Origin of the sequence: Achromobacter sp. (assembly GCF_049647645.1) — a bacterium.
In the GTDB taxonomy this organism is placed as follows: domain Bacteria; phylum Pseudomonadota; class Gammaproteobacteria; order Burkholderiales; family Burkholderiaceae_B; genus Achromobacter.
In genome coordinates, this window is sequence record NZ_JBARYB010000046.1 from 23828 (window position 1) to 47297 (window position 23470).

Sequence of the window (23470 nt, forward strand, 5' to 3'; positions counted from 1 at the left end):
GGTAATGGCCAAGAATAAATTCTCCAAAGACTGGATTCACCAGCACATCAACGATCCCTATGTGAAGCTGGCGCAACAGAAGGGCTACAGGGCCCGCGCCGCTTTCAAGCTGATCGAGATCCTGGACACCGAAAAGCTGATGCGACGGGGCGACCTGGTGGTCGACCTGGGCTCGGCGCCCGGCAGCTGGTCCCAAGTGGCGCGCGAGCGCCTGGCGGGGCCGGGCGGGATCGTGGACGGACGCATCATCGCGCTCGACCTGTTGCCCATGGAGCCCGTGGCGGGCGTCGAATTCATCCAGGGCGACTTCCGCGATGATGAAGTTTTGAAACAATTGGAAGACATGGTCGGATCGCGCGCGGTAGACCTTGTTATTTCCGACATGGCCCCCAACTTGTCAGGGGTGGGTATTGCCGATTCCGCGCGCATCCAGCATGTGTGCGAACTGGCGATGGAATTCTCCTGCGCCCACCTGAAGCCCAACGGGGCGCTGATCGTCAAGGCTTTCCACGGCAGCGGCTTTTCGCAGATCGTGGAGTCCTTCAAGCAGCGCTTCAAGCGGGTGGTCGAACGCAAGCCGAAGGCATCGCGGGACAAATCCTCCGAAACCTTTCTGGTTGCGCGCGATCTGAAGTAGCCCGGGTTCGGGGCGCGTCGCCCCGAATTCGAAAAACTCACAGCCTGCCGAGACTACGACCAGAAAATTCGCGAATCAGACAAAACTTAGAGGGGCTCAGGCATCCCGGGACGCAATAAGGTCTGACAGGGTAGAATGAGCTATTGACATACTTGTGACTGTGCCATAGCGGGTGCGCGGTCGCCGGTCGGAATCGAAAGCAGGAGATCGACCTTGAATAATTCATTTTCGAAAGTCGCTGTCTGGATGGTGATAGCCCTCGTGCTGTTCACCGTCTTCAAGCAGTTCGACGGACGCGCTCAGACCCAGGACGGCGTGACCTACACGCAGTTCATGGACGACGCCAAGGCGGGACGTATCCGCAAGGTCGACGTCCAGGGCGACGTGCTGTACGTCACCCCTGACGCGGGCCGTGCCTATACGCTGACTTCGCCGGGCGACCTTTGGATGGTCTCCGATCTGCTGAAGTATGGCGTCCAGGTTTCGGGCAAGCCGCGCGAAGAGCAGTCGCTGTTGATGAGCATCTTCGTGTCGTGGTTCCCCATGCTGTTGCTGATCGGCGTCTGGGTATTCTTCATGCGCCAGATGCAGGGCGGCGGCAAGGGCGGAGCGTTCAGCTTCGGCAAATCGCGCGCCCGCATGCTCGACGAGAACACCAACCAGATCACCTTCGCCGACGTCGCCGGCTGCGATGAAGCCAAGGAAGACGTCCAGGAACTGGTCGATTTCCTGCGCGACCCCAGCAAGTTCCAGAAGCTGGGCGGACGCATTCCGCGCGGCGTGTTGATGGTCGGCTCGCCGGGTACCGGCAAGACGCTGCTGGCCAAGGCCATCGCGGGCGAAGCCAAGGTGCCGTTCTTCAGCATCTCGGGTTCCGACTTCGTTGAAATGTTCGTCGGCGTGGGCGCTGCCCGCGTGCGCGACATGTTCGAAAACGCCAAGAAGCACGCTCCCTGCATCATCTTCATCGACGAAATCGATGCGGTGGGCCGTCAGCGTGGCGCCGGCCTGGGCGGCGGCAACGACGAACGCGAACAGACGCTGAACCAGATGCTGGTGGAAATGGACGGCTTCGAGTCCGGCCAGGGCGTCATCGTCATCGCCGCAACCAACCGTCCCGACGTGCTGGATCCCGCGCTGCTGCGTCCGGGTCGTTTCGACCGCCAGGTCGTGGTGCCGCTGCCCGATATTCGCGGCCGCGAGCAGATCCTGAAGGTCCACATGCGCAAGGTTCCGCTGTCGCCCAACGTCGATGCGACCGTCCTGGCGCGCGGCACTCCGGGCTTCTCCGGCGCCGATCTGGCCAACCTGGTCAACGAAGCCGCGCTGTTTGCCGCCCGTCGCAATGGCCGCACGGTCGACATGTCCGACTTCGAAAAGGCCAAGGACAAGATCATCATGGGCGCGGAACGCCGCTCTATCGTGATGCCCGAAGAGGAACGCAAGAACACCGCGTACCACGAGTCCGGCCACGCGATCGTCGCCCGCCTGCTGCCCAAGACCGACCCGGTCCACAAGGTCACCATCATCCCGCGCGGCCGCGCGCTGGGCGTGACCATGCAGCTGCCTGAGACCGACCGCTACAGCATGGACAAGGGCCGCTTGCTGTCCACCATCGCCGTGCTGTTCGGCGGCCGCATCGCCGAAGAACTGTTCATGAACCAGATGACGACGGGCGCCTCGAACGACTTCGAACGCGCTACCGCCATCGCCCGCGACATCGTCACGCGCTACGGCATGACCGACGAGCTGGGCCCCATGGTCTATGCCGAGAACGAAGGCGAAGTGTTCCTGGGCCGCAGCGTCACCAAGACCACGCACATGTCCGAAGCCACCATGCAGAAGGTGGATACCGAGATCCGCCGCATCATCGACGAACAGTACGGCGTTGCGCGCAAGATCCTGGAAGACAACCGCGACAAGGTTGAAGTGATGACCGCCGCGCTGCTCGAATGGGAAACCATCGACGCGGACCAGATCAACGACATCGTCGAGGGCCGCCCGCCGCGTCCCCCGAAGACGCCTCAGGGCCCGTCGGATACGTCCGACACGCCGCCCACGGGCCTGGCGGCAGGTGGCAATACGGCTGCCGCTGTCTGAGGCTGCTCATCCTGAGTTATGGCAAATAACTTCCTTTGCGGGCGCTTCGAGTTTGATCTCGAGCGCCCGCTTGTCATGGGTATCGTCAATGTCACGCCGGATTCCTTTTCCGACGGCGGCCAGCACGACGATACGGATTCCGCAGTGGCGCATGCGCGCCAATTGATCGCCGAAGGCGCCCAGATCCTGGATCTGGGCGGCGAGTCCACGCGCCCCGGGGCCGATCCGGTCTCGGTGGCCGACGAGCTGGCCCGGCTGCTGCCGGTGATGGAGGCGCTGCGCGATTGCGGCGTGCCCCTGTCCATCGACACCTTCAAGCCGGAGGTCATGCGCGCCGTGCTGGACGCGGGCGCGGACATGATCAACGACATCTATGGTTTCAGGCAGCCCGGCGCCGTCGAGGCAGTGGCGCATTCGCGTTGCGGGCTATGCGTGATGCACATGAAGGGCGAGCCCCGCACCATGCAGGCGGCCCCTCCTGAATATTCCGACCTGATCGGTGAGATCGGCCTCTTCCTCGGGGCTCGCGCACACAAGCTGCGCGCGGCCTGGATCGACCCTCGCCGCATCGTGCTGGACCCGGGCTTCGGCTTCGGCAAGACGGGCGACCAGAATTTCCAACTGCTGCGCCGGCTATCCAGCCTGCGCAGCGCCGGCTATCCATTGCTGATCGGCCTGTCGCGCAAATCCATGATAGGCCAGGCTACCGGCCGGCCCGTGGGCGACCGGTTGCCCGGCAGCATCGCCGCAGCGCTTGCCTGCGTGGCGCGTGGCGCTTCCATCGTGCGTGTGCACGATGTGGCGGCCACGGTTGACGCGCTCAAGGTATGGCACGCGGCAGAACAAGGAGCAATCAGTTCATGATTCGACGTAAATATTTCGGTACCGACGGTGTCCGCGGCGAAGTCGGCGGTCCGGTGATCAACGCCGAATTCGCCCTGCGTCTGGGCTACGCGGCCGGCCGCGTGCTGGCGCGCGAACACGCGGTGCGCGGCGGCAGCCGCCCGCAGGTCGTGATCGGCAAGGACACGCGGATTTCCGGCTACATGCTGGAATCGGCGCTGGAAGCCGGGTTGTCGGCCGCGGGTATCGACGTGCTGCTGGCCGGCCCGGTGCCCACGCCCGCGGTGGCCTACCTGACCCGGGCGCTGCGTCTGGTGGCGGGCATCGTTATCAGCGCTTCGCACAATCCATACCAGGACAACGGCATCAAGTTCTTCTCGGCGCAAGGCATGAAGCTGCCCGACGAGATCGAGGCCAGCATCGAAGCCGCGCTGGACGAGCCGCTGGGCTGCGTGGCCTCTGAAGCCCTGGGCCGCGCCCGCCGCATGGGCGACGCGCAGGGACGCTACATCGAGTTCTGCAAGAGCACTTTCCCCAACGATCTGGACCTGAACGGCATGATGATCGTGGTGGATGCCGCCCACGGCGCCGCCTACAACATCGCCCCCCATGTGTTCCGTGAACTGGGCGCCGAAGTGCACGCCATTGGCGTCAATCCGGACGGCTTCAATATCAATAAGGGCGTAGGCGCGATGCACCCTGAATTGTTGGCCAAGGAAGTGCAGGCTCGCGGCGCCCAGCTGGGCATCGCGCTGGACGGCGACGCCGACCGCCTGCAGATGGTGGACGGTGAAGGCCGCATCTACAACGGTGACGAGCTCATGTACGCGATCGTCCGCGAACGCATGCAGCGCGGCAAGGTGGACGGCGTGGTCGGCACGCTGATGACCAACTTCGGCTTCGAGCGCGAAATGCAGCGCCTGGGCGTGGGCTTCGAGCGCGCCAACGTCGGCGACCGCTACGTGCTGGAGCAGATGCAGGCGCGCGGCTGGCTGTATGGCGGCGAGAGCTCCGGCCATCTGCTGTGCCTGGACTGCCATTCGACTGGCGACGGCATTGTTGCCGCGCTGCAGGTTCTGACCGCGCTGCGCCGCAACTCGGTGGGCCTGTCGGAGTGGGTGAACGACCTGCGCATGTATCCGCAAAAGATGATCAACGTGCCGCTGGCCCCGGGCCAGGACTGGAAGACGCATGCCGGCCTGAGCGCCGCTCGCCAGGCGGTCGAGGCGGAACTGGACGGCCGCGGCCGCATCCTGATCCGGGCCTCGGGCACCGAGCCGAAGCTGCGCCTCATGGTGGAGGCCGAAGACGAGGCCCTCGCCGTCTCTTGCGCCGAGAAGCTTGCGGCAAGCCTGGGGTAAATGCCGGCTTCCGATTCTGGACAAAGGCCACCCGTCACGCGTCGGGTGGCCTTTGTTTGTTCAGGGCCTGTATACATTTGTAAAGTTTTGTCGATTTCGGCGGGAGATTGATTTATCTGCCCCGAACTAAACTTCATAGTCACGTAACATATTGGTCAAGTCTTTGACATACAGGGCGTCCACACTGGCTGGACTCTCTAGGAGCTTCGCGCAATGCTGGAATTAGCACGCATCAATCCGAGCCGTAATGCAGCAGAACCTTGGACCGGCGCCGCCACCAAGGTGCTGGTGGTGGGCTTGGCGCGCACTGCTGAAGAAATCGAGCAGATCCAACGTCTGCGCTACGACGTCTTCACCGCGGACATGGGCGTGGTGTTCCCCGATGCCCAGGACGGCATCGAGCAAGACCGCTTCGACCCGTTCTGCGAACACCTGATGGTCCGCGAGCTGGATACGGGCCGCGTTGTCGGCACCTACCGAATCCTGACGCCGGAAAAGGCGCGCGAGGCCGGCGGCTATTACTCGCAGTCCGAGTTCGACCTGTCCGGTCTGGGCGCGATCCAGGACGAGCTGGTCGAAGTCGGCCGTTCCTGCACCCACGCAGACTACCGTGGCGGCGGCGTCATCATGCTGCTGTGGTCGGGCCTGGCTGAGTATCTGCGCCGTGGCGGCTACCAATACGTGCTGGGCTGTGCCAGCGTCAGCCTGCGCGATGACGGCGTCACCGCCGCCGAAGTGTGGCGCACCATTTCCAAGCAGTTGCCGCAGGGCGACGAACCGCGCGTGGCGCCGCTGCACCGCTATCCGGTGGAAAAGCTCAACAGCGCCTTGCCGGCGCGTGTGCCGCCGCTGATCAAAGGCTATCTGAAGCTGGGCGCCAAGGTCTGTGGCGAGCCCGCCTGGGACCCGGACTTCAACGCCGCGGATTTCCCGGTCCTGCTCAAGATGGACCGCATGGACGAGCGTTATCGCCGCCACTTCGGGCTGGACCAGCCCGCCACTGCTCAGCGCTGAACATCATGCGCCGCCTGTTCCGCCGCATGAAGATCAGGCTGATACGGCGAGCCACCCGGCCCTTGCGCATGGAGCTCAAGCGGCTGGACCGCGAAACGGATCTGTCGCCGTTCTAGCGCGCCGGCCCCGCAGTGCGGGGCCGGGTGCAAACGATGCGGGCTCCCCGCCTGGTCCTCAGAACTCCAGCAGTTCGAACGAAAATCCGACCTTGTTCCACTCGGCTTCTTCCGCGCGCAAGGTGAAGTCGCTCAGGGGATGCTGCGCCAGCCATTCTCGGTTGACCCGCACCACGATGGAGTTGTCGCGCACCGAGGCCGTCAGCGGCAGCGGCTCGATTTCGTTGCGGCGGCGGAACAGCAGCACCGCCAGGCGCAGGCTGAGGATGGCCTTCCATTGCGCACGCGAACGCACCAGGGGTTCCAGCTTGGTCAGCTTGCCCTGGTGGCCGAGCGCCAGCAGCGCCAGCAGCTGCTGGTCGGCGCGCGAGAAGCCAGGCATATCGGCGTTTTCCAGCACGTAGGCGGTGTGCTTGTGGTACGCGTTGTGGGCGATGGACAGGCCCACTTCGTGCAGGTCGGCCGCCCAGCCCAGCGCGGGGCGCAGCTCGGCGCGTTCCGGGCCGTCCGGGAACAGCGCGTCGAACAGCGTGAGCGCGGCGTGATGCACGCGGCGCGCCTGGTTGACGTCGACGTGGTAGCGCTTCATGAACTGGCGCACCGATTCGTCGCGCTTGTCGTGCTCATCGTCGCGGCCCAGCAGGTCGTACAGCACGCCCAGGCGCAAGGCGCCGTCGCCGGTGTGCATGACGTCGATGCCCAGTTCGTCGAACAGGGCGCTCATGATGGCCAGGCCGCCCGGCAGCACGTCCGAGCGTTCGATCTTGATGCCGGGCAGCTCGGACGGAACCACGCGGCCCGAGCGGATGATGCGCTCCTTCAGCTTGTTCAGGCCGGCGCGCGTGATGCCGCGGTCCGAGAAGCGGCATTCGGTCAGGATGGCGAACAGCGCCTTGGCCGTGCCGGAGGAGCCGTAGGCCTCCTTCCAGCCCATCTTGCGGTACTGCTTGGCGATCACTTCGATCTCGCGCCGGGCCGCCAACTCGGCCTGCTTCATCTGGTGCGCGTCGACCACGCCATCGGAGAAGAACTGGCGGCTGTAACTGACGCAGCCCATGTAGAGCGAGGACATCAGGCCGGGCTCATGGCCCTTGCCGATGATGACTTCGGTGGAACCACCGCCAATGTCGATGACCAGGCGCTTGTTGGGCGAGGGGGGCAGGGTGTGGACCACGCCCGAAAAGATCAGGCGGGCTTCTTCGCGGCCGGCGATGACTTCAATGGGAAAACCCAGCGCGGCTTCGGCGCGCGGCAGGAAGTCGCGGGTGTTGCGGGCGACGCGGAAGGTATTGGTGGCGACGGCGCGGACCCGGTTGGGGTGGAAGCTGCGCAGGCGGTCGCCGAAGCGTTCCAGCACGGCGATGGCTCTGTCGATGGCGTCATCGCCCAGCCGTTTTTCGGAGTCCAGGCCAGCCGCGAGCCGGACGGTTTCCTTGAGGCGGTCGATCTGATAGATCTGGGGCGTACCGTCCTGTTGAACGATGCGTCCGATGGAGAGGCGGAAGCTGTTGGACCCGAGGTCCACCGCGGCCAGAAGTTGATCCATGCGGCTCGTAATATTGGCTGAGAGGTGGGCCGATTATAGAGACCCCATGTGACAGCGCTTCCGATTGCGACTTTTTTCTTACGGAACAGAGGCTTGCGGCGCGCAGTCGCCCCGCTATATGTCCCGCTTTTAGCGTACGCTACGTTTTTGGCGTAGTGTCATGGAACCGTCACTTTTTTGCAGTAAAACTCCACGCTCTCCCTACGTATGGAATCCGGTATGCCCTCACGCCCTCCTGCCGAGCCTTTGCTTCTGAACCGCGAGTTGTCGCTGCTGAAATTCAACGAACGCGTGCTGGCGATGGCGGAGAGCCCCAAGACTCCCTTGCTGGAACGCCTGCGCTACGTCTGTATCGTCAGCTCCAACCTGGACGAGTTCTTCGAGATCCGGATATCCAGCCTGAAGGAGCAGCAGCGCCAGTCGCCGAACCTGGTGGGGCCGGATGGCATGACGCCGGACCAGGCGTTCGAGAACGTGCAGCAGGCCGTGCACGAGCTGGTCAACCGCCAGTACAACCTGCTCAATGACGAAATCCTGCCGGCCATGCAGGCCGAGGGCATCTCGCTGCACCACGCGTCTGAATGGAATCCGCAGCAGCAGGAATGGGCGCGGGACGTATTCAACCGCGACGTGATGCCGCTCCTGACGCCTATCGGGCTGGACCCGGCGCATCCGTTTCCGCGCGTCTACAACAAGAGCCTGAATTTCATCGTGTCGCTGTCGGGGGCCGACGCCTTCGGCCGCCAGGCCTCGATCGCCGTGGTGCAGGCGCCGCGCGCCTTGCCGCGCCTGATCAAGATGCCGCAGGAGCTCTCGGGCCAGCCCGAGGGCTACATCCTGCTGACCTCGTTGCTGCGCGCCTTCGTGGGCGAGCTGTTCCCGGGGCTGGAGATGCTGGGCTGCTACCAGTGGCGGGTCACGCGCAACAGCGACCTGTTCGTGGACGAGGAAGAAGTCACCAACCTGCGCCATGCCTTGCAGGGCGAATTGTCGCAGCGCAACTTCGGCGCCGCGGTGCGCCTGGAGATCGACAAGCTGACGCCGGTCGAGCTGGAGCACTTCCTGCAGCGCGAGTTCTCGCTCAAGGCTGAGGATACCTACCGCGTACCCGGACCGGTGAACCTGTCGCGCCTGATGCAGCTGTGCAATTCGGATTCGCGGCCGGATCTGCTGTTCCCGGATTACCGCGCGCCCGTGCCGGCGCCGTTCGACCGCGTGGGCGACAAACCGGCCGAGCTGTTCGAGGCCGTGGCAGAGCAGGACCGTCTGCTGCACCATCCCTATCAGTCCTTCCAGCCGGTCATCGATTTCCTGACTGCCGCCGCGCTGGATCCGGACGTCATGGCGATCAAGCAGACCATCTACCGCACCGGCGAGGATTCCGAGCTGATGAAGATCCTGCTGGCGGCCGCGCGCGCCGGCAAGGAAGTGACGGTAGTGGTGGAGCTGATGGCCCGCTTCGACGAGCAGACCAACATCAACTGGGCCTCCAAGCTGGAAGAGGTGGGGGCGCACGTGGTGTACGGCGTGGTGGCGCACAAGACGCACGCCAAGATGGCCGTGGTGCTGCGCCGCGAGAAAGGACGCCTGCGCCGCTATGCCCACCTGGGCACCGGCAACTACCACCCGCGCACGGCGCGGCTGTACACCGACTTCGGCCTGCTCACCGCCGATCCGAAGCTGTGCGAGGACATGGACAAGGTGTTCGCGCAACTGACCGGGCTGGGCGCGCGCCGTTCGCTCAAGGCGCTGATGCAGTCGCCCTTCACCATGCATGACGGCATGGTGGCGCTGATCCGCGCCGAGGCCCGTGCCGCCAAGGCCGGCAAGCGATCGCGCATCATGGCCAAGATGAACTCGCTGCTGGAAGAGCAGGTTATCGAGGAACTCTACAAGGCCGGCCAGGCCGGCGTGAAAATCGACCTGATCGTGCGGGGCGTCTGCGCGCTGCGCGCCGGCGTGCCAGGGCTGTCCGAGAACATCCGGGTGCGCTCCATCGTCGGCCGCTTCCTGGAGCATTCGCGGGTCTTTTACTTCTATGCCGACGGCGAAGAGACCGTGTATCTGTCGTCCGCCGACTGGATGGACCGCAACTTCTTCCGCCGGGTCGAAATCGCCTTCCCCATCTACGACAAGACCCTGAAGAAGCGCGTCATCGACGAGGCCTTCACCTACGCCCTGCGCGACAACCAGCTGGCCTGGCAGCAGCAGGCCGACGGCGACTACGCCCGCGTCAAGAGCCGCCGCGAGCCTTTTAACCTGCACCAGTACCTGATGCAGAAGCTGGGCGTGTAACGTCCCGCTGCACCGCCCCGGTCCCGGGGCGGTGTTCCGAAGCAAGACCTTCCCCAAAAAAATCTGTCCGTGCTGGCCCGATCGAGGGGCCGGCGAGGCACTCGCATTTTCCGTCCCTAATTTGCAGAAGGGCTTTCGAGGCAAGTCCTCCCAAGCCGGGCCGCGCGGATCCGGCTCCGCCGGTCCGCCACCGGCGCCCCCTTTGGGGGGGGGGGCGCAGCGCCTCGGGGGGGACAATATGACTGTCACTATCCTGTCATCTTGGGCTTCTAATATTCGAGGGTCGCTGAAAGACAGGCAGTTTCCAAAGCCTGCCAGACTCCTCCAACGAGCACAGAAGGAACCCTGATGTTCAAACGTGTCTTCAAACAAGTTTCCCTGGGCGTCGCGCTGAGCGCCGCCGTGTTTGCCGTCCAGGCCGCCGACGTGACCGGCGCCGGCGCATCGTTCCCGTACCCGATCTACGCCAAGTGGGCGTCCGACTACAAGGCTGCCACCAACAGCGCCGTCAACTACCAGTCCATCGGTTCGGGCGGCGGTCAGCAGCAGATCATCGCCAAGACCGTCGATTTCGGCGCCTCGGACGATCCCATGAAGGCAGCCGACCTGGAAAAGAACGGCCTGCTGCAGTTCCCGGCCGTCATCGGCGGCACGGTTGCCGTGGTGAACGTCGACGGCATCGAACCCGGCAAGCTGAAGCTGTCGGGCCCGGTCCTGGCCGACATCTTCCTGGGCAAGGTCAAGAAGTGGGATGACGCCGCCATCAAGGCGCTGAACCCCGACCTCAAGCTGCCGTCGGCCGACATCATCGTCGTGCACCGTTCGGACGGCTCGGGCACCACCTTCGGCTGGACCAACTACCTGTCCAAGGTGTCGCCGGACTGGAAGTCGACCGTGGGCGAAGGCAAGGCCGTCAAGTGGCCCGTGGGCCAGGGCGGCAAGGGCAACGAAGGCGTTGCCGCCTACGTCGGCCAGCTGAAGAACTCGATCGGCTATGTCGAATATGCCTACGCCAAGCAGAACAAGCTGGCCTGGACGCAATTGCAGAACAAGGACGGCAAGTTCGTCCAGCCGGAACAGAAGGCTTTCGCCGCCGCGGCCGCCAACGCCGACTGGAAGAGCGCGCCGGGCATGGGCGTGGTCCTGACCGACGAGCCGGGCGCCGATTCCTGGCCCGTCACCGCCGCCACCTTCATCCTGATCCACAAGTCGCAAGACAAGCCGGCGCAGGGCAAGGCCGTGCTGGAATTCTTCGACTGGGCCTTCAAGAACGGCGCCAAGTCGGCTGAAACCATGGACTACGTGCCGCTGCCGGAAGCCGTGACCAAGGAAATCCGCGCCGCCTGGGGCGAAGTCAAGGCCGCCGACGGCAAGGCTGTCTGGAAGTAATGGATGGAGCGCGGCGCAGGCCGGCAGCGATGCCAGCCCGCGCCGCGCAACCCGTCAGCGGCCGTCCCCGGCGTTCTGCAATAGCGCAACGGCAGGGGCGGTCCGCAGCAAGACCTTCGAAGTTCTCCCCCCAAGGTTTCCTAAGGAAAGTCCATCCATGAGCGCGGTAATGGATAATAGTGTGCCGCTTCCGCCCAGCGTGGCGGACTCCGTGACTACCGGCACGCCTTCGCCTATGAAGCAAAATAAAAACGCGCTGATGGATGCGCTATTCAAGAATCTGACCCGCCTGTTCGCCTTCCTGGTGTTCATCCTGCTGGCGGCGATTCTTGTTTCCCTGATCTACGGCAGCCGCGAATCGCTGGCCAAGTACGGCCTGTCGTTCCTCTGGCTCAACGACTGGGATCCGGTCAATTCGAACTACGGCGCCGTGGTGCCCATCATCGGCACCTTGCTGACCTCGGCCATCGCCCTGATCATCGCCGTGCCCGTGTCCTTCGGCATCGCCATCTTCCTGACCGAACTGTCGCCCACCTGGCTGCGCCGCCCGCTGGGCACCGCGGTCGAAATGCTGGCCGCCATTCCGTCCATCATCTACGGCATGTGGGGCTTGTTCGTCTTCGTCCCCGTATTCCAGCAGTATGTGCAGCCGTTCATGATCGCCACCCTGGGCAGCCTGCCCGTGATCGGCGGCATTTTCGCGGGACCGCCCTTCGGCATCGGCATCTTTACGGCCGGCCTGATCCTCTCGATCATGATCATCCCGTTCATCGCCGCCGTCATGCGCGACGTGTTCGAGCTGGTGCCGGCGATGTTGAAGGAATCCGCCTACGGCCTGGGCAGCACGACCTGGGAAGTGATGTGGCGCGTGGTGCTGCCCTATACCAAGTCGGGCGTCATCGGCGGCATCATGCTGGGCCTGGGCCGCGCCCTCGGCGAGACCATGGCCGTGACCTTCGTCATCGGCAACGCCTTCAAGTGGTCCGGCTCGCTGTTCTCGCCGGGCAACTCGATCGCCTCGGCCCTGGCCAACGAATTCAATGAAGCGGGCGGCATACAGAAATCGGCGCTGCTGGAACTGGGCCTGATCCTGTTCCTGATCACGACCATCGTGCTGGCCCTGGCCAAGATGCTGCTGGTTCGCCTGTCCGCCGGCGAAGGCAAGAAAACCTGACGCGCCGCGAGCACAAGGAAAAGATCATGGCTGTATCCGTACTCAATATGCAGAACGGCACCTACCGCCGGCGCCGCGTGGTCAACCGCATCATGCTGACCGTGTCGCTGGGGACGCTGATGTTCGGGCTGTTCTGGCTGTTCTGGATCATTCTGACGCTGTTGATGAAAGGCGCTCCCGCGCTGTCGTACACGCTCTTCACCGAGATCACGCCGCCGCCAGGACAGACGGGCGGCCTGATCAACGCCATCTTCGGCAGCGTGATGATGGCCGGCGTGGGCACGCTGATCGGCACGCCCGTGGGCATCCTGGCTGGCACCTACCTGGCCGAATACGGCCAGCGCGGCTGGCTGGCGCCCGCCACGCGCTTCCTGAACGACGTGCTGCTGTCGGCCCCGTCCATCATCATCGGCCTGTTCATCTACGCCGTGTACGTGGCCCAGGTCGGGCACTACTCGGGCTGGGCCGGCGCCATCGCGCTGTCCATCCTGGTGATCCCGGTGGTGGTGCGCACCACCGACAACATGCTGCTGCTGGTGCCCAACAGCCTGCGCGAGGCCGCGGCCGCGCTGGGCTGCCCCAAGTGGCGCATGATCACCCTGGTGTGCTATCGCGCCGCCAAGACCGGCATCATCACCGGTGTGCTGCTGGCCATCGCCCGGATCTCCGGCGAAACCGCGCCGCTGCTGTTCACCGCGCTGTCGAACCAGTTCATGTCCTTGAACATGAACGGTCCGATGGCCAACCTGCCGGTCGTGATCTACCAATACGCCGCCAGTCCCTTCAAGGACTGGAACAACCTGGCATGGGCCGGCGCCACGCTGATTACGCTGCTGGTGCTGGGCATCAACATCATTGCCCGCAACATGTTCCGCAAGTAAAGATCGCTTTGCCGGCGCGCTGGGCGCGCCGGAGCCAAGGGAAACCAAATGGAAAACACCGCTACCGCCGTCAAGAACAAGATCGAGGTCAAGAACCTGAACTTCTACTACGGCAAGTTCCATGCGATCCGCAATGTGAACATGTCGATCCAGGAGAAGAAGGTCACCGCCTTCATCGGCCCGTCGGGCTGCGGCAAGTCCACGCTGCTGCGCACCTTCAACCGCATGTTCGAACTCTATCCCGGCCAGCGCGCCGAGGGCGAGATCATCCTGGACGGCGAAAACCTGCTGACGGCCAAGACCGACATCTCGCTGATCCGCGCCAAGGTCGGCATGGTGTTCCAGAAGCCCACGCCGTTCCCCATGAGCATCTACGACAACATCGCCTTCGGCGTGCGCCTGTTCGAGCGCCTGTCCAAGGGTGAAATGGACGAGCGCGTGGAATGGGCGTTGAGCAAGGCCGCGCTGTGGAACGAAGTAAAGGACAAGCTGCACCAGAGCGGCAACAGCCTGTCGGGCGGCCAGCAACAGCGCCTGTGCATCGCGCGCGGCGTGGCCATCAAGCCCGAAGTGCTGCTGCTGGACGAGCCGTGTTCGGCGCTGGACCCGATTTCGACCGCCAAGATCGAAGAGCTGATCGCTGAACTGAAGAACGACTACACCGTCGTCATCGTGACGCACAACATGCAGCAGGCCGCGCGCTGTTCGGACTACACCGCCTACATGTACCTGGGCGAGCTGATGGAATTCGGCCAGACCGACCAGATCTTCGTGAAGCCTTCCCGCAAGGAAACGGAAGACTACATTACGGGCCGCTTCGGCTGATTGCCGGGCTTTGGCTCTACGAAAATGACGGCGCGCTTTTCGGAGCGCGCCGTTTTTTCTTTTACTGCTGCTGCAGGGCCTGCTTGGTTCCCGCCCCGGCTTGTTCCGGGAGCGTGCCCGCATGGCGGCCGGGAATCAGCACCACGAACACTGCTGCCAGCACGTAGCTGCCCAGCACGCCCAATTGCAAAGAGGTCAGGCCCCAGCTTTTGTCCTCGGCCAGCGCCGGCAGCACGGCTCCCATCACGCCAACGTCGTAGCCCTCGAACAGAATGGCCAGCCAGCAGACGAATAGCACGGTATGGGTGGTCCGCGCGGGCGTGGCCCAGGCGGATGGGACGGAGGCGTTTGCCATGTGTTTCCCGATGCATGCGTTTTGGGTTGTGCCTGTGTGCCCGCTGATTCCAGCAGGCATTCCGGCGCGAAAACACAGGGCGGACTGGCCTGGCGGCCAATCTCTGGCGGCTATCCACCGCCGCGTCGGAAGCCGCATTTAATTTAGGATTCAAATATATGGGTGTCAATCAGGAATCGCCCGGCGGGTGGGTGTCATGGCGCGCGGCGGGAGCGGGAATAGTCCGCCCGCCCGGTATCTGGTATAGTTGCCACCCTTCGGGGCGTAGCGCAGCCTGGTAGCGCATCTGCTTTGGGAGCAGAGGGTCGTGAGTTCGAATCCCACCGCCCCGACCAATGAAGAAAGGCCGTCAGCGATATATCGCTGACGGCCTTTTGCTTGTGCGCGCGGATTTCGGCGGTCGAAAGCCGTCGGCCTCAGACCAGCCGCAACAGCCGCCGCATCATTTCAGTCAGCTTCGGTTTGATTGCATCGTCTTCGAGGCGCAGCGGGCCCGGGTTCGCCAACATCATCAGCGAGATAGTCCCTATCAGCATCTGCATGGCGTTGCGGATTTCCGATTCGACGTCTTCGCCTGCCTTGGCTTTCATTTTGCGCGCCAGGGCGGGCACGAACACGGCGTGGATGTGGCTATTCAAGACGCGCAATGGATGCGAGTCCGGTGCACCTACCGCAAAATCCCGCAGTACTGCCTTGTACATCCCCTGGTTCTGGCGGCAGGCGTCGACGTAAAAAACGACAATGGCGGCGGCGATATCCGACGCGGTGCCTTCGGTCCAGACGGCGTCTTGCCAGACCAGGTTGTCGGCTTGGGCTTGCGCCTCCGTCACGGCGGCATCCAGGACGGCCGCCAGAAAGGACTCCTTGTCCTGGAATCGGCCGTAAAACGCGCCGATGGATGTACCCGCGAGGCGTATGACGTCGCCGATCAGCACCAGGTCCAGGTTCGCGTGCCGCTCTATCAGCTCCCGCCCAGCCTGGATCATCTTGGCCAAGGACTCTTCGCTGCGCAACTGCCGGGGAGGGCGGGGCGCGGGCAATGATCTTGCGGCCGCGCCAACCACCTTCCGCGCACTAGGGGCCTGTGTCGTCTTGGTTTTTTCTTCTGGCAATGGAGGGGCAGCCATGGCAACAACTATCCTGGTTTGAAGCAATGTGGAACATTATGCCGTAGCTGACCATGGCAACCACAAGCCAGACATGAAGCGGTGTGCAACATTCCGCGGTAGTAGCGGTTGTCTCTATTAACGATCTGGTCCTGGCTGCCGCAGGTCTGTGCCGGAGACCTGGCGCGGGGCGCCACGTTGGTGTCGGCCTAGGGAAACTCCGCATTGAACAGGTGCGGGCACATCTTAATAATAGAATCAGAATTTGAGTTCTGATTTAAAGTGAATTATGCCCGCATGATGCTCAGCCGTCCAGGCAAGGATCAGCGCCTCGCACCGCTCCAACCTTCTCGCCCGATACCATGAACCACACTGATTTCGATCTTCCCGGCGACGTCGCGAAAGCCCTGGTGAATGCACAGCTCTATACCAACCTTGACGAGCTGCATTCCACCTACGCATGGGCGCGCGCCAACAACCCGTTGGGGCGCGCCATCGCCGAAGGCTTTGACCCCTTCTGGGTGGTGACCAAGCACGCAGACGTGGCCGCCATCTCGCGCGACAGCCAGCTTTTTCGCAACGGCGACTATGCGACTGTCTGCTCGCCCAAGGTCACCATAGACAAACTCCAGGCCTTGACCGGCAGCTACAACGGCGGCATCAAGACGCTGGTCCATGTGGACGGGGAGGAACACAAGGGGCTGCGGACGTTGACGCAGGCATGGTTCATGCCGAACAGCATACTCAAACTGGATGAGCGGATCCGGGACCTGGCTTGCCGCACGGTAGACAAGCTTGAGGCAGCTGAGGGGGAAGTCATCGACTTTGCCACGCAGATCGCGCTGCATTATCCGCTCCACGTCATCATGGACATTCTGGGCGTTCCGGCCGAGGACGAGGCCAGGATGCTGCTGCTGACGCAGGAATTGTTCGGCAGCGAAGACCCCGAACTCAAACGCAAGGGGAAGGAAACGGCCACGAACGATGATGCGCTGACGCTGAATGTGCTGGCGATCGTGGCCGATTTCCGCGCCTACTTCGAGAAGGTCACCGCCGATCGGCGCGCGAATCCGCGCAATGACGTGGCGACGCTGCTCGCGAACGCGGTCATCGACGGCGTACCCATCAGCGAGGACAGCCGATTGGGCTATTACGTGATCATCGCCACGGCAGGGCATGACACGACCTCGTCGTCGACAGCCGTCGCCATGTGGGCGCTCAGCCAGTATCCCGAGCTGTTGCCGCGGCTGCAAGAGAATCCCAGCCTGATCCCGCAGTTTATCGACGAAGCGGTGCGATTGGCGTCCCCTGTGCGGCATTTCATGCGCACAGCCGCCGCGGACACTGAAATCCGCGGCCGCCAGATTCGCAAGGGCGACTGGCTGATGCTGTGCTACGGCTCAGCGAATCGGGACGAAGAGGTCTTCGAGAATCCCTTTGAATTCAACATCGATCGCAAACCGAATCGTCATCTGTCATTCGGCTTGGGGGCGCATATCTGTCTGGGGCAACACCTGGCAAAAATGGAGATGCGCATTCTGTTCGAAGAGATGATTCCACGGCTGCAGCGGGTGGAACTCGCAGATGACATGACCATGAGCGCCTCGCGCTTCGTTGGCGGTCCCAAACATCTGCCTGTTCGATGCTTCATGAACTAGCCGTTCTTCATCACCTTCAGTAGAGCATTCGCAATGCAATCTCAAGTAACGAGCACCGTGCGCGTCGCGCACCGGCGCCAGGAAACCGACGACATCATCACTCTGGAGCTGGAGGCATTGGACGGCGGCGTCTTGCCGCCCTTCGAGGCGGGAGCTCATATCGACATACACGTCGCTCCCGGCATCGTGCGGCAGTATTCGCTGTGCAACCCGTCGTCGGAGCGCCATCGCTACGTCATCGGCATTCTGCGGGATCCCCAATCTCGCGGCGGTTCGGTGGCGATCCACGAACGGCTGCAACCCGGATCCGTCGTCGAGGTCAGCTCACCGCGCAACCACTTTCCGCTGAAGCCGCAGGCTCCGAGCATGTTGATCGCGGGAGGAATCGGCGTTACGCCCGTGCTGTGCATGGCCGAAACGCTGCACGCGGCAGGGACGGCGTTTTCGTTGCACTACTGCGCCCGCGATCAGGCCAGGGCGGCTTTTCTTGACCGCATCGCCCAGTCTCCGTTCAGTGAAAACGTCGTCTTCCATTATGACGATAAGCCTGATGATCAAAGACTGCATCCGGATGAACTGTTTTCTCAAATCGGAGCTGAAGAAGAAATCTACGTCTGCGGCCCCGGCGGCTTCATCGAATGGGTCTGCCAGGCGGCGGACCGGGCAGGCGTCCCGAAACATCGAGTGCGGTATGAGCACTTCAGCGCCAAGCCCGTGGATACCTCGCAGGACGGCGCCTTCGAGGTAAGGATCGCCAGTTCCGGACAGCTCTTTCATATTCCCGCGGACCAATCCGTGGCTGACGTGCTGCTGGCTGCGGGCGTGGACATCTATACCTCCTGCGGCGAGGGTTCATGCGGCTCCTGCGTCATGCGTCTGGTGGAAGGGGAGGCCGATCATCGCGACGTATTCCTTACCGACGAAGAGCATGCCAGCGGCAACCAGTTCACCCCGTGCTGCTCGCGTGCGAAATCGCCGCTGCTTGTGCTTGATCTCTGATTGTTCGTCATGGCCCTCGGCAACGAGGTCCGTCAGCCAACGCGCGGCCGCTGGAAGTTCGCCAGGTCCGCAACTTTGAGGTCCGAATCACCATGGGCAATCCCATCGAATTCAGTATGACCATAGATGGAAAGGCCGTTTTTGGGTCCAGGCACATCGACGTGCTGAATCCGGCCACCGAGAACGTCGTGGCCCGCGCGCCGGATGCGGCGCCGGAGCAACTGGATGAGGCCGTGGCCAGTGCGCGACGAGCAGCGCCGGCCTGGGCCGCGCTGCCATTGGACGCGCGAAGAACGCTGGTCGCCCGTGTGGGCGAGATCATCCTGTCCAATCAAGAAGCATTGGCGCAGCTGCTGACGCAGGAGCAGGGAAAGCCACTTGCCGCGGCGCGCCGGGAGGTGATGACAGCCGCATACTGGTGCGCGGAGACCGCCAAGCTGGATCTCCCCGTGGACGTGAGCAGCGAGTCGCCCGAGGAATGGGTCAGGGTGCTGCGTGTGCCCCTCGGGGTGGTTGGCGGCATTGTGCCTTGGAACTTCCCGCTGGTGCTGGCAATCTGGAAGGTGGCGCCAGCGCTCGTCACGGGCAACACCATGGTGCTGAAGCCCTCGCCATACACGCCGTTGACCACATTGAAGCTGGGCGAATTGCTGCGCGGCGTGCTGCCGCCGGGGGTGCTCAACGTCATAAGCGGGTCCGACGCGTTGGGTCCGCTGATGTCCGAGCATTCGGGCATAGACAAAATCAGTTTTACCGGGTCCACCCAGACCGGCCGTGCCGTGATGGCGTCCGCCGCCGGCAATCTGAAGCGGTTGATGCTGGAACTAGGCGGAAACGACGCGGCCATCGTCATGCCGGATGCCGATATCGACGCGATTGCGCCCATCATCTTTTGGGGAGCCTTCACCAACAGCGCCCAATACTGCCTTGCCATTAAACGCTTGTACATCCACGAGGATGTTTACGACCAGATGTCCCAGGCGCTGGCCAGGCTGGCGCGTGAAACCAAGGTCGGGCCTGGCAATGAAGAGGGGGTACAGCTCGGTCCGGTGCAGAATCGACGCCAATTCGAGCGGCTGAAGAATCTGCTTGAGGACACGCGCAACCAGGGTGGACGCTTTCTGGCGGGTGGCGACGTTCCCAAAGGCAAGGGCTATTTCTTTCCGATCACGTTGGTGGACAACCCTCCCGATACCGCACGCGTGGTGCGCGAGGAGCCCTTCGGCCCGATATTGCCGCTGCTCAAGTTCCGCGACGAGGAAGAGGTCATTGCGCGGGCCAACGATAGCGAATACGGCTTGGGCGGATCGGTGTGGGGCGCTGACCATGCTGCGGCCACGAGAGTCGCGCTTCGATTGAACACCGGTACCGTGTGGATCAATCAGATCCACACCCTCAAGCCTGGCAAGCCCATGGCCGGGCACAAGCAGTCTGGCATAGGCATAGAGAACGGCGCCGACGGCTTGCTGGAGTACACGGCGCTGCGGACGGTGTCATCGAAGCGGCCGCACTGAACGCAGGGCGGCATGTGGCTTCTCAGTGCGCCGGTTGGCGCAAATCACGGCAAGTCGCGCCACATCCAGGACATGCTGCGTGGCGCGGCTTCCATACATAGCGGTAGTCCAGGAATAGAACGATGAGCGATTACATCTCAGGCAAGACCATAGTCATTACCGGCGCTGGCGGCGGCTTCGGGCGTCTTGTTGCGCAGAAGGCCGCTGCGCGTGGAGCGCTGGTGACTTGCGGGGACATCAACGCGGAGGGGGCGGAAGAAACTGTCGCGGGGATAGTCGCGGCCGGCGGCCGGGCGCAGGCGCTCGTCGCGGATGTCCGCAATCTGGATGAGCTGAAGCGCCTGGTCGATGCCAGTGTGCGGGAATACGGCTCGATCGACGTGATGCTCAATAATGCAGGCATCATGCCTCTTGCCTTCATTGCCGACCACGCCCTTGCCTACGATGCGTGGATGCGTTGTATCGATATCAACATAAAGGGCGTGTTCAACGGCATGGTTGCCGCCCACGATGCGATGATTTCCCAGGGGCGCGGCCACTTCGTCAACATTTCGTCTATATACGGGAATTTCCCTGTAGCGGGCGCGGCAATTTATGGCGCCACCAAGGCGGCAGTCAATTTCATGTCGGAAGCCGTGAGAAAAGAGGCGCGCGGGAAGATCAAGGTGACTACCATCAAGCCCACAGGCGTGCCAAGCACGGGGCTTGGCGGGTCCGTCGTCAACCGGGCGGCCATCGTCGGCATAGTTGGGCACAACATTGAGCCATTCATGGCCTTGGCAAAGGGCATGGCGGAAGGCCCCTTGCCATCCGATCTGAGTGATCCCGAGCGCATATCCCACATGCCGCTGGGGCCCGAATCCATCGCCGATGCGGTACTGCTGGCCATCGATCAACCCTGGGGCGTTTCGGTCAGCGACATGACCGTGCGCGCGTCGGCGGATTACTTCGTGCTTTGACGGCGCAGTCCGATGCCGCAAGGAGCTACTGGCCGCCCACGTTGCCTGCCGTAGCCCTGTGACGTTCCGGCTCAGGTCGACCTGTCCGCCACGAACTCGTCGCGGAACCGGCGTATCCAGGCCAGCCTGGATGCGGCCAGGCGGCGGCCTCCTTCGGTCCGCCTGGTGCGGGCAATGCGTACCACTTTCAGTTCGATGTGATCCAGCGCCTATGCGCCGTCGTCCAGCTCCCGGTGCCGTCCCATGGGATCGGAGGGATGGACCAGTGCGCGGCCGAGCTGTCCGCCGACCTGGAACATGCGCGCCAGTCCCACCGGCCCAAGGGCGTCGAGGCGGTCGGCGTCCTGCGCGATCCTCGCCTTGATGTACCGAGGTGGGATGTTGGCCGAGTAGCTGTGCGCCTCGATGGCGTGGAATACGCCAGGGAGTTTGGATTCTGGGTAATCGACGGTGCGAAGCGCGTGCACGGCCTGTCCCGCCGCCATCGTTGAGGCGCGCGGCCGGTGGGGATGGCTATTGGGCTGATTGACCAGGTCGTGCAGGTAGCAGGCGGCCATGACGATCGCGGCATCAGTTTCTGGGTGGTGCGCCAGCGTGGCGTCCGCCGCTTTCCATACTCGCTGCAGATGGCTCAAATCGCGAGCGCCGTCGCCAGTCTTGGCGCTGGTCGCTATCTGTATCAGACGGGAGCGCATACGCGCTGTCGCAATGCGCCGCGATACATGTCGTCATCGGGCAAGACCCAATCGTCTCGCGCTGCCTATCATCCACGCAGTAACCACAACAAAGTCTCATGGGCGCGGCACCGCATTGGGCGCAGGTCTGCAGAGACAGAGAGGAGAAACATGGATCAAGCGGCAGGGAAACTCAATGATGCGTATCGGGGAGCCGGTGCTGGTCTGAACCCTGAATGGCTGCGGAAAAAGTATGCGGAAGAACGCGAGAAGCGTCTCAACCCGCAGGGAAACTATCAGTACAACGAGATCAACGGAAGGTTCTCCCGGTACGAGGAAGATCCACACATCGACGGGCGGTTGGTGCGTGAATGCGTCCAGCGCAGTGTCGAGGTTCTCATCATCGGCGGCGGCTTCGGCGGGTTGCTGGTCGCAGCCAATCTCCATAAGCGCGGTATCCACGACGTGCTGATTGTCGAAAAAGCCGGAGATTTCGGCGGAACCTGGTACTGGAACCGGTATCCGGGCGCTCAATGCGACGTCGAGTCCTACATATACATGCCATTGCTCGAGGAGACTGGGTACATCCCAACCGAGAGATACGCCCATGCGGAAGAGTTGTTTACGCATGCGAAGCGCATCGGCGGCCATTTCGACCTGTACGAAAAGGCCCTGTTCCAGACGCAGATACTTGAACTGCGATGGTTGGAGGGCAGCGGCCAGTGGCAGGGAACCACGGATCGTGGAGACCGGATTCTGGCGCGTTATGTTTTCGGGGCGAGCGGCCCCCTCAGCCGGCCGAAACTACCGGGAATCCCCGGAATCGAGAATTTCGGCGGAAAGTCCTTCCATACAAGTCGCTGGGATTATGGATACACCGGCGGCAACGCTCGTGGCGGATTGACGGGCTTGGTCGGCAAGCGGGTTGCTGTAGTCGGCACGGGGGCCACGGCGATTCAATGCGTACCGTATCTGGCACGCGATGCCGGCCACCTATACGTGGTGCAACGTACTCCCTCCACCGTTGATGTCCGAGGAAACGGCCCTACCAATTATGCGTGGGCGAGGTCGCTGGCTCCCGGCTGGCAGCGGGAAAGAATGGACAACTTCAATGTTCTTGTTTCCGGACAGTGGGCGGAACAGGATCTGGTGCAAGACGGATGGACCGATTTGTTCCGCGAGATGCATTTGTCCTGGATCCCCCGTGACGGCATCGTCCTTACTCCCGAGGAAATGGCGCGGCTGTCCGAGCTGGCGGACTTCAGCAAGGGCGAGAAGATCCGCGGAAGAGTCGACCAACTGATACGCGACAAAAACGTCGCGGAGGCCTTGAAGCCTTGGTACCGCATGCTTTGCAAGCGTCCAACTTTCAACGATGAGTATCTGCCGGCGTTCAACCGTCCAAATGTCACGCTGCTTGACACGCGGGGGCGGGGCCTGGAGCGCATAACCGAATCAGGCATCGTCTTCGATGATGTCGAACATAAGGTCGATTGCATCGTATTCGCGACGGGTTTCGAGGTCGGCACAGGCTTTCACAAGCGTGCGGCACTTGAAGTGATAGGTAAGAACGGACGCAAGCTGAGCGAGCATTTTGCAAATGGCATGCGGAGCCTGCATGGCTTTTTTGTGCACGGATTTCCCAACTTGTTCATGTTGGCCCAAGGGCATGTGGGTTTCAAGCCGAACGTGACGGACATGCTTGCTGAGCATGCGGAGCATATCGTCGCGGTGATTGCCGCCGTAAAAAAGAAAGGGTTGAGTCGCATTGAGCCAACAGCGCAGGCCGAAGCGGACTGGTGCGAGACGATACGCGAGAGCGTACAGAAGAAACTGGCATTCCTGGACGGGTGTACCCCGGGTTACTACAACGGGGAAGGGGACGTCTCAAAAGGCAGCGCCGCGCAGCAGTACGGTCACGGATCCATCGCATTCACTGCTGTGATCACGAAATGGAGGTCGGAAGGAAAGCTGGAGGGGCTGATGCTCAGTTAGCGCCCAGCGCCTGGCTGACCTATCCCTCG

General features: G+C 62.9%; 18 protein-coding genes, 1 tRNA gene and 1 pseudogene. 16 read left to right on the forward strand and 4 right to left on the reverse strand.

Annotated features, from left to right (window positions below; translation table 11 throughout):
* The first annotated feature begins 4 nt into the window (after positions 1 to 4).
* The 5 genes from WBB14_RS04365 to WBB14_RS04385 all read left to right on the forward strand — a co-directional run bounded on the left by WBB14_RS04365 (position 5) and on the right by WBB14_RS04385 (position 5955).
* Positions 5 to 637 (forward strand): RlmE family RNA methyltransferase, encoded by a 633-nt coding sequence (locus WBB14_RS04365; RefSeq protein WP_175206205.1) that lies wholly within the window; start codon positions 5 to 7, stop codon positions 635 to 637.
* 213 nt (positions 638 to 850) lie between these two features.
* On the forward strand, positions 851 to 2737 hold the full coding sequence (gene ftsH / locus WBB14_RS04370) for an ATP-dependent zinc metalloprotease FtsH (protein WP_424238724.1): 1887 nt from the start codon (positions 851 to 853) through the stop codon (positions 2735 to 2737).
* Positions 2738 to 2755: 18 nt separating this feature from the next.
* Positions 2756 to 3601 (forward strand): dihydropteroate synthase, encoded by an 846-nt coding sequence (gene folP / locus WBB14_RS04375; RefSeq protein WP_041654233.1) that lies wholly within the window; start codon positions 2756 to 2758, stop codon positions 3599 to 3601.
* Complete coding sequence (gene glmM / locus WBB14_RS04380; protein WP_424238725.1) at positions 3598 to 4941, forward strand: phosphoglucosamine mutase; 1344 nt, start codon at positions 3598 to 3600, stop codon at positions 4939 to 4941. Before folP ends, glmM begins: the two co-directional genes overlap by 4 nt.
* Before the next feature lie 213 nt (positions 4942 to 5154).
* Positions 5155 to 5955 (forward strand): GNAT family N-acetyltransferase, encoded by an 801-nt coding sequence (locus WBB14_RS04385; protein WP_424238726.1) that lies wholly within the window; start codon positions 5155 to 5157, stop codon positions 5953 to 5955.
* Positions 5956 to 6129: 174 nt separating this feature from the next.
* Here WBB14_RS04385 and ppx read toward each other — a convergent pair whose 3' ends face one another.
* Entirely contained in the window at positions 6130 to 7617 is a 1488-nt protein-coding gene (ppx, locus tag WBB14_RS04390) for an exopolyphosphatase (RefSeq protein WP_207465381.1), read from the reverse strand.
* Between the two features lie 219 nt (positions 7618 to 7836).
* On the opposite strand from ppx, the gene ppk1 reads away from it, so the two are divergent.
* The 5 genes from ppk1 to pstB all read left to right on the forward strand — a co-directional run bounded on the left by ppk1 (position 7837) and on the right by pstB (position 14181).
* The gene (ppk1, locus tag WBB14_RS04395; RefSeq protein ID WP_424238727.1) at positions 7837 to 9912 is read left to right on the forward strand and encodes a polyphosphate kinase 1; all 2076 of its coding nucleotides are present in this window, start codon (positions 7837 to 7839) and stop codon (positions 9910 to 9912) included.
* A 348-nt stretch (positions 9913 to 10260) separates the two neighbouring features.
* Positions 10261 to 11301 carry a phosphate ABC transporter substrate-binding protein PstS gene (gene pstS, locus WBB14_RS04400; RefSeq protein ID WP_424238728.1) on the forward strand — a complete coding sequence of 347 codons (1041 nt, stop codon included), beginning with the start codon at positions 10261 to 10263 and terminating at the stop codon, positions 11299 to 11301.
* A 157-nt stretch (positions 11302 to 11458) separates the two neighbouring features.
* Positions 11459 to 12475: a phosphate ABC transporter permease subunit PstC gene (gene pstC, locus WBB14_RS04405; protein ID WP_013395583.1), complete on the forward strand. Its 1017-nt coding sequence runs from the start codon at positions 11459 to 11461 to the stop codon at positions 12473 to 12475.
* Positions 12476 to 12501: 26 nt separating this feature from the next.
* Entirely contained in the window at positions 12502 to 13356 is an 855-nt protein-coding gene (gene pstA / locus WBB14_RS04410) for a phosphate ABC transporter permease PstA (RefSeq protein WP_424238729.1), read from the forward strand.
* A 48-nt stretch (positions 13357 to 13404) separates the two neighbouring features.
* Complete coding sequence (gene pstB / locus WBB14_RS04415) at positions 13405 to 14181, forward strand: phosphate ABC transporter ATP-binding protein PstB (RefSeq protein WP_006221056.1); 777 nt, start codon at positions 13405 to 13407, stop codon at positions 14179 to 14181.
* Positions 14182 to 14242: 61 nt separating this feature from the next.
* Here pstB and WBB14_RS04420 read toward each other — a convergent pair whose 3' ends face one another.
* A complete protein-coding gene (locus WBB14_RS04420; RefSeq protein ID WP_424238730.1) occupies positions 14243 to 14536 on the reverse strand; it encodes a hypothetical protein in 294 nt (97 codons plus the stop codon).
* 258 nt (positions 14537 to 14794) lie between these two features.
* Between WBB14_RS04420 and WBB14_RS04425 the strand changes: the two genes are divergently transcribed.
* A tRNA-Pro gene (locus tag WBB14_RS04425) sits at positions 14795 to 14871 on the forward strand.
* Positions 14872 to 14952: 81 nt separating this feature from the next.
* Here the strand turns inward: WBB14_RS04425 and WBB14_RS04430 are convergent.
* Positions 14953 to 15471, reverse strand: coding sequence for a TetR/AcrR family transcriptional regulator (locus tag WBB14_RS04430; protein ID WP_424238731.1), 519 nt, complete (start codon positions 15469 to 15471; stop codon positions 14953 to 14955).
* A 533-nt stretch (positions 15472 to 16004) separates the two neighbouring features.
* On the opposite strand from WBB14_RS04430, the gene WBB14_RS04435 reads away from it, so the two are divergent.
* The 4 genes from WBB14_RS04435 to WBB14_RS04450 all read left to right on the forward strand — a co-directional run bounded on the left by WBB14_RS04435 (position 16005) and on the right by WBB14_RS04450 (position 20772).
* A complete protein-coding gene (locus tag WBB14_RS04435; protein WP_424238732.1) occupies positions 16005 to 17300 on the forward strand; it encodes a cytochrome P450 in 1296 nt (431 codons plus the stop codon).
* A gap of 33 nt (positions 17301 to 17333) precedes the next feature.
* Positions 17334 to 18299 carry a PDR/VanB family oxidoreductase gene (locus WBB14_RS04440; protein ID WP_424238733.1) on the forward strand — a complete coding sequence of 322 codons (966 nt, stop codon included), beginning with the start codon at positions 17334 to 17336 and terminating at the stop codon, positions 18297 to 18299.
* 92 nt (positions 18300 to 18391) lie between these two features.
* Positions 18392 to 19813, forward strand: a complete 1422-nt coding sequence (locus WBB14_RS04445; RefSeq protein WP_424238734.1) for an aldehyde dehydrogenase family protein — start codon at positions 18392 to 18394, stop codon at positions 19811 to 19813.
* Positions 19814 to 19935: 122 nt separating this feature from the next.
* Entirely contained in the window at positions 19936 to 20772 is an 837-nt protein-coding gene (locus WBB14_RS04450) for an SDR family oxidoreductase (protein WP_424238735.1), read from the forward strand.
* 71 nt (positions 20773 to 20843) lie between these two features.
* Here WBB14_RS04450 and WBB14_RS04455 read toward each other — a convergent pair.
* Positions 20844 to 21467: pseudogene (locus WBB14_RS04455) on the reverse strand (HD domain-containing protein).
* A 150-nt stretch (positions 21468 to 21617) separates the two neighbouring features.
* On the opposite strand from WBB14_RS04455, the gene WBB14_RS04460 reads away from it, so the two are divergent.
* Entirely contained in the window at positions 21618 to 23441 is a 1824-nt protein-coding gene (locus WBB14_RS04460) for a flavin-containing monooxygenase (RefSeq protein ID WP_424238736.1), read from the forward strand.
* Positions 23442 to 23470: the final 29 nt, after the last annotated feature.

Excerpts from the sequence above, each read along its gene's own strand:
- WBB14_RS04365 (WP_175206205.1), top strand. The coding sequence starts at position 5 with ATGGCCAAGAATAAATTCTCCAAAGACTGGATTCACCAGCACATCAAC.
- folP (WP_041654233.1), top strand. The coding sequence starts at position 2,756 with ATGGCAAATAACTTCCTTTGCGGGCGCTTCGAGTTTGATCTCGAGCGC.
- glmM (WP_424238725.1), top strand. The coding sequence starts at position 3,598 with ATGATTCGACGTAAATATTTCGGTACCGACGGTGTCCGCGGCGAAGTC.
- WBB14_RS04385 (WP_424238726.1), top strand. The coding sequence starts at position 5,155 with ATGCTGGAATTAGCACGCATCAATCCGAGCCGTAATGCAGCAGAACCT.
- ppx (WP_207465381.1), bottom strand. The coding sequence starts at position 7,617 with ATGGATCAACTTCTGGCCGCGGTGGACCTCGGGTCCAACAGCTTCCGC.
- ppk1 (WP_424238727.1), top strand. The coding sequence starts at position 7,837 with ATGCCCTCACGCCCTCCTGCCGAGCCTTTGCTTCTGAACCGCGAGTTG.
- pstS (WP_424238728.1), top strand. The coding sequence starts at position 10,261 with ATGTTCAAACGTGTCTTCAAACAAGTTTCCCTGGGCGTCGCGCTGAGC.
- pstC (WP_013395583.1), top strand. The coding sequence starts at position 11,459 with ATGAGCGCGGTAATGGATAATAGTGTGCCGCTTCCGCCCAGCGTGGCG.
- pstA (WP_424238729.1), top strand. The coding sequence starts at position 12,502 with ATGGCTGTATCCGTACTCAATATGCAGAACGGCACCTACCGCCGGCGC.
- pstB (WP_006221056.1), top strand. The coding sequence starts at position 13,405 with ATGGAAAACACCGCTACCGCCGTCAAGAACAAGATCGAGGTCAAGAAC.
- WBB14_RS04420 (WP_424238730.1), bottom strand. The coding sequence starts at position 14,536 with ATGGCAAACGCCTCCGTCCCATCCGCCTGGGCCACGCCCGCGCGGACC.
- WBB14_RS04435 (WP_424238732.1), top strand. The coding sequence starts at position 16,005 with ATGAACCACACTGATTTCGATCTTCCCGGCGACGTCGCGAAAGCCCTG.
- WBB14_RS04440 (WP_424238733.1), top strand. The coding sequence starts at position 17,334 with ATGCAATCTCAAGTAACGAGCACCGTGCGCGTCGCGCACCGGCGCCAG.
- WBB14_RS04445 (WP_424238734.1), top strand. The coding sequence starts at position 18,392 with ATGGGCAATCCCATCGAATTCAGTATGACCATAGATGGAAAGGCCGTT.
- WBB14_RS04450 (WP_424238735.1), top strand. The coding sequence starts at position 19,936 with ATGAGCGATTACATCTCAGGCAAGACCATAGTCATTACCGGCGCTGGC.
- WBB14_RS04460 (WP_424238736.1), top strand. The coding sequence starts at position 21,618 with ATGGATCAAGCGGCAGGGAAACTCAATGATGCGTATCGGGGAGCCGGT.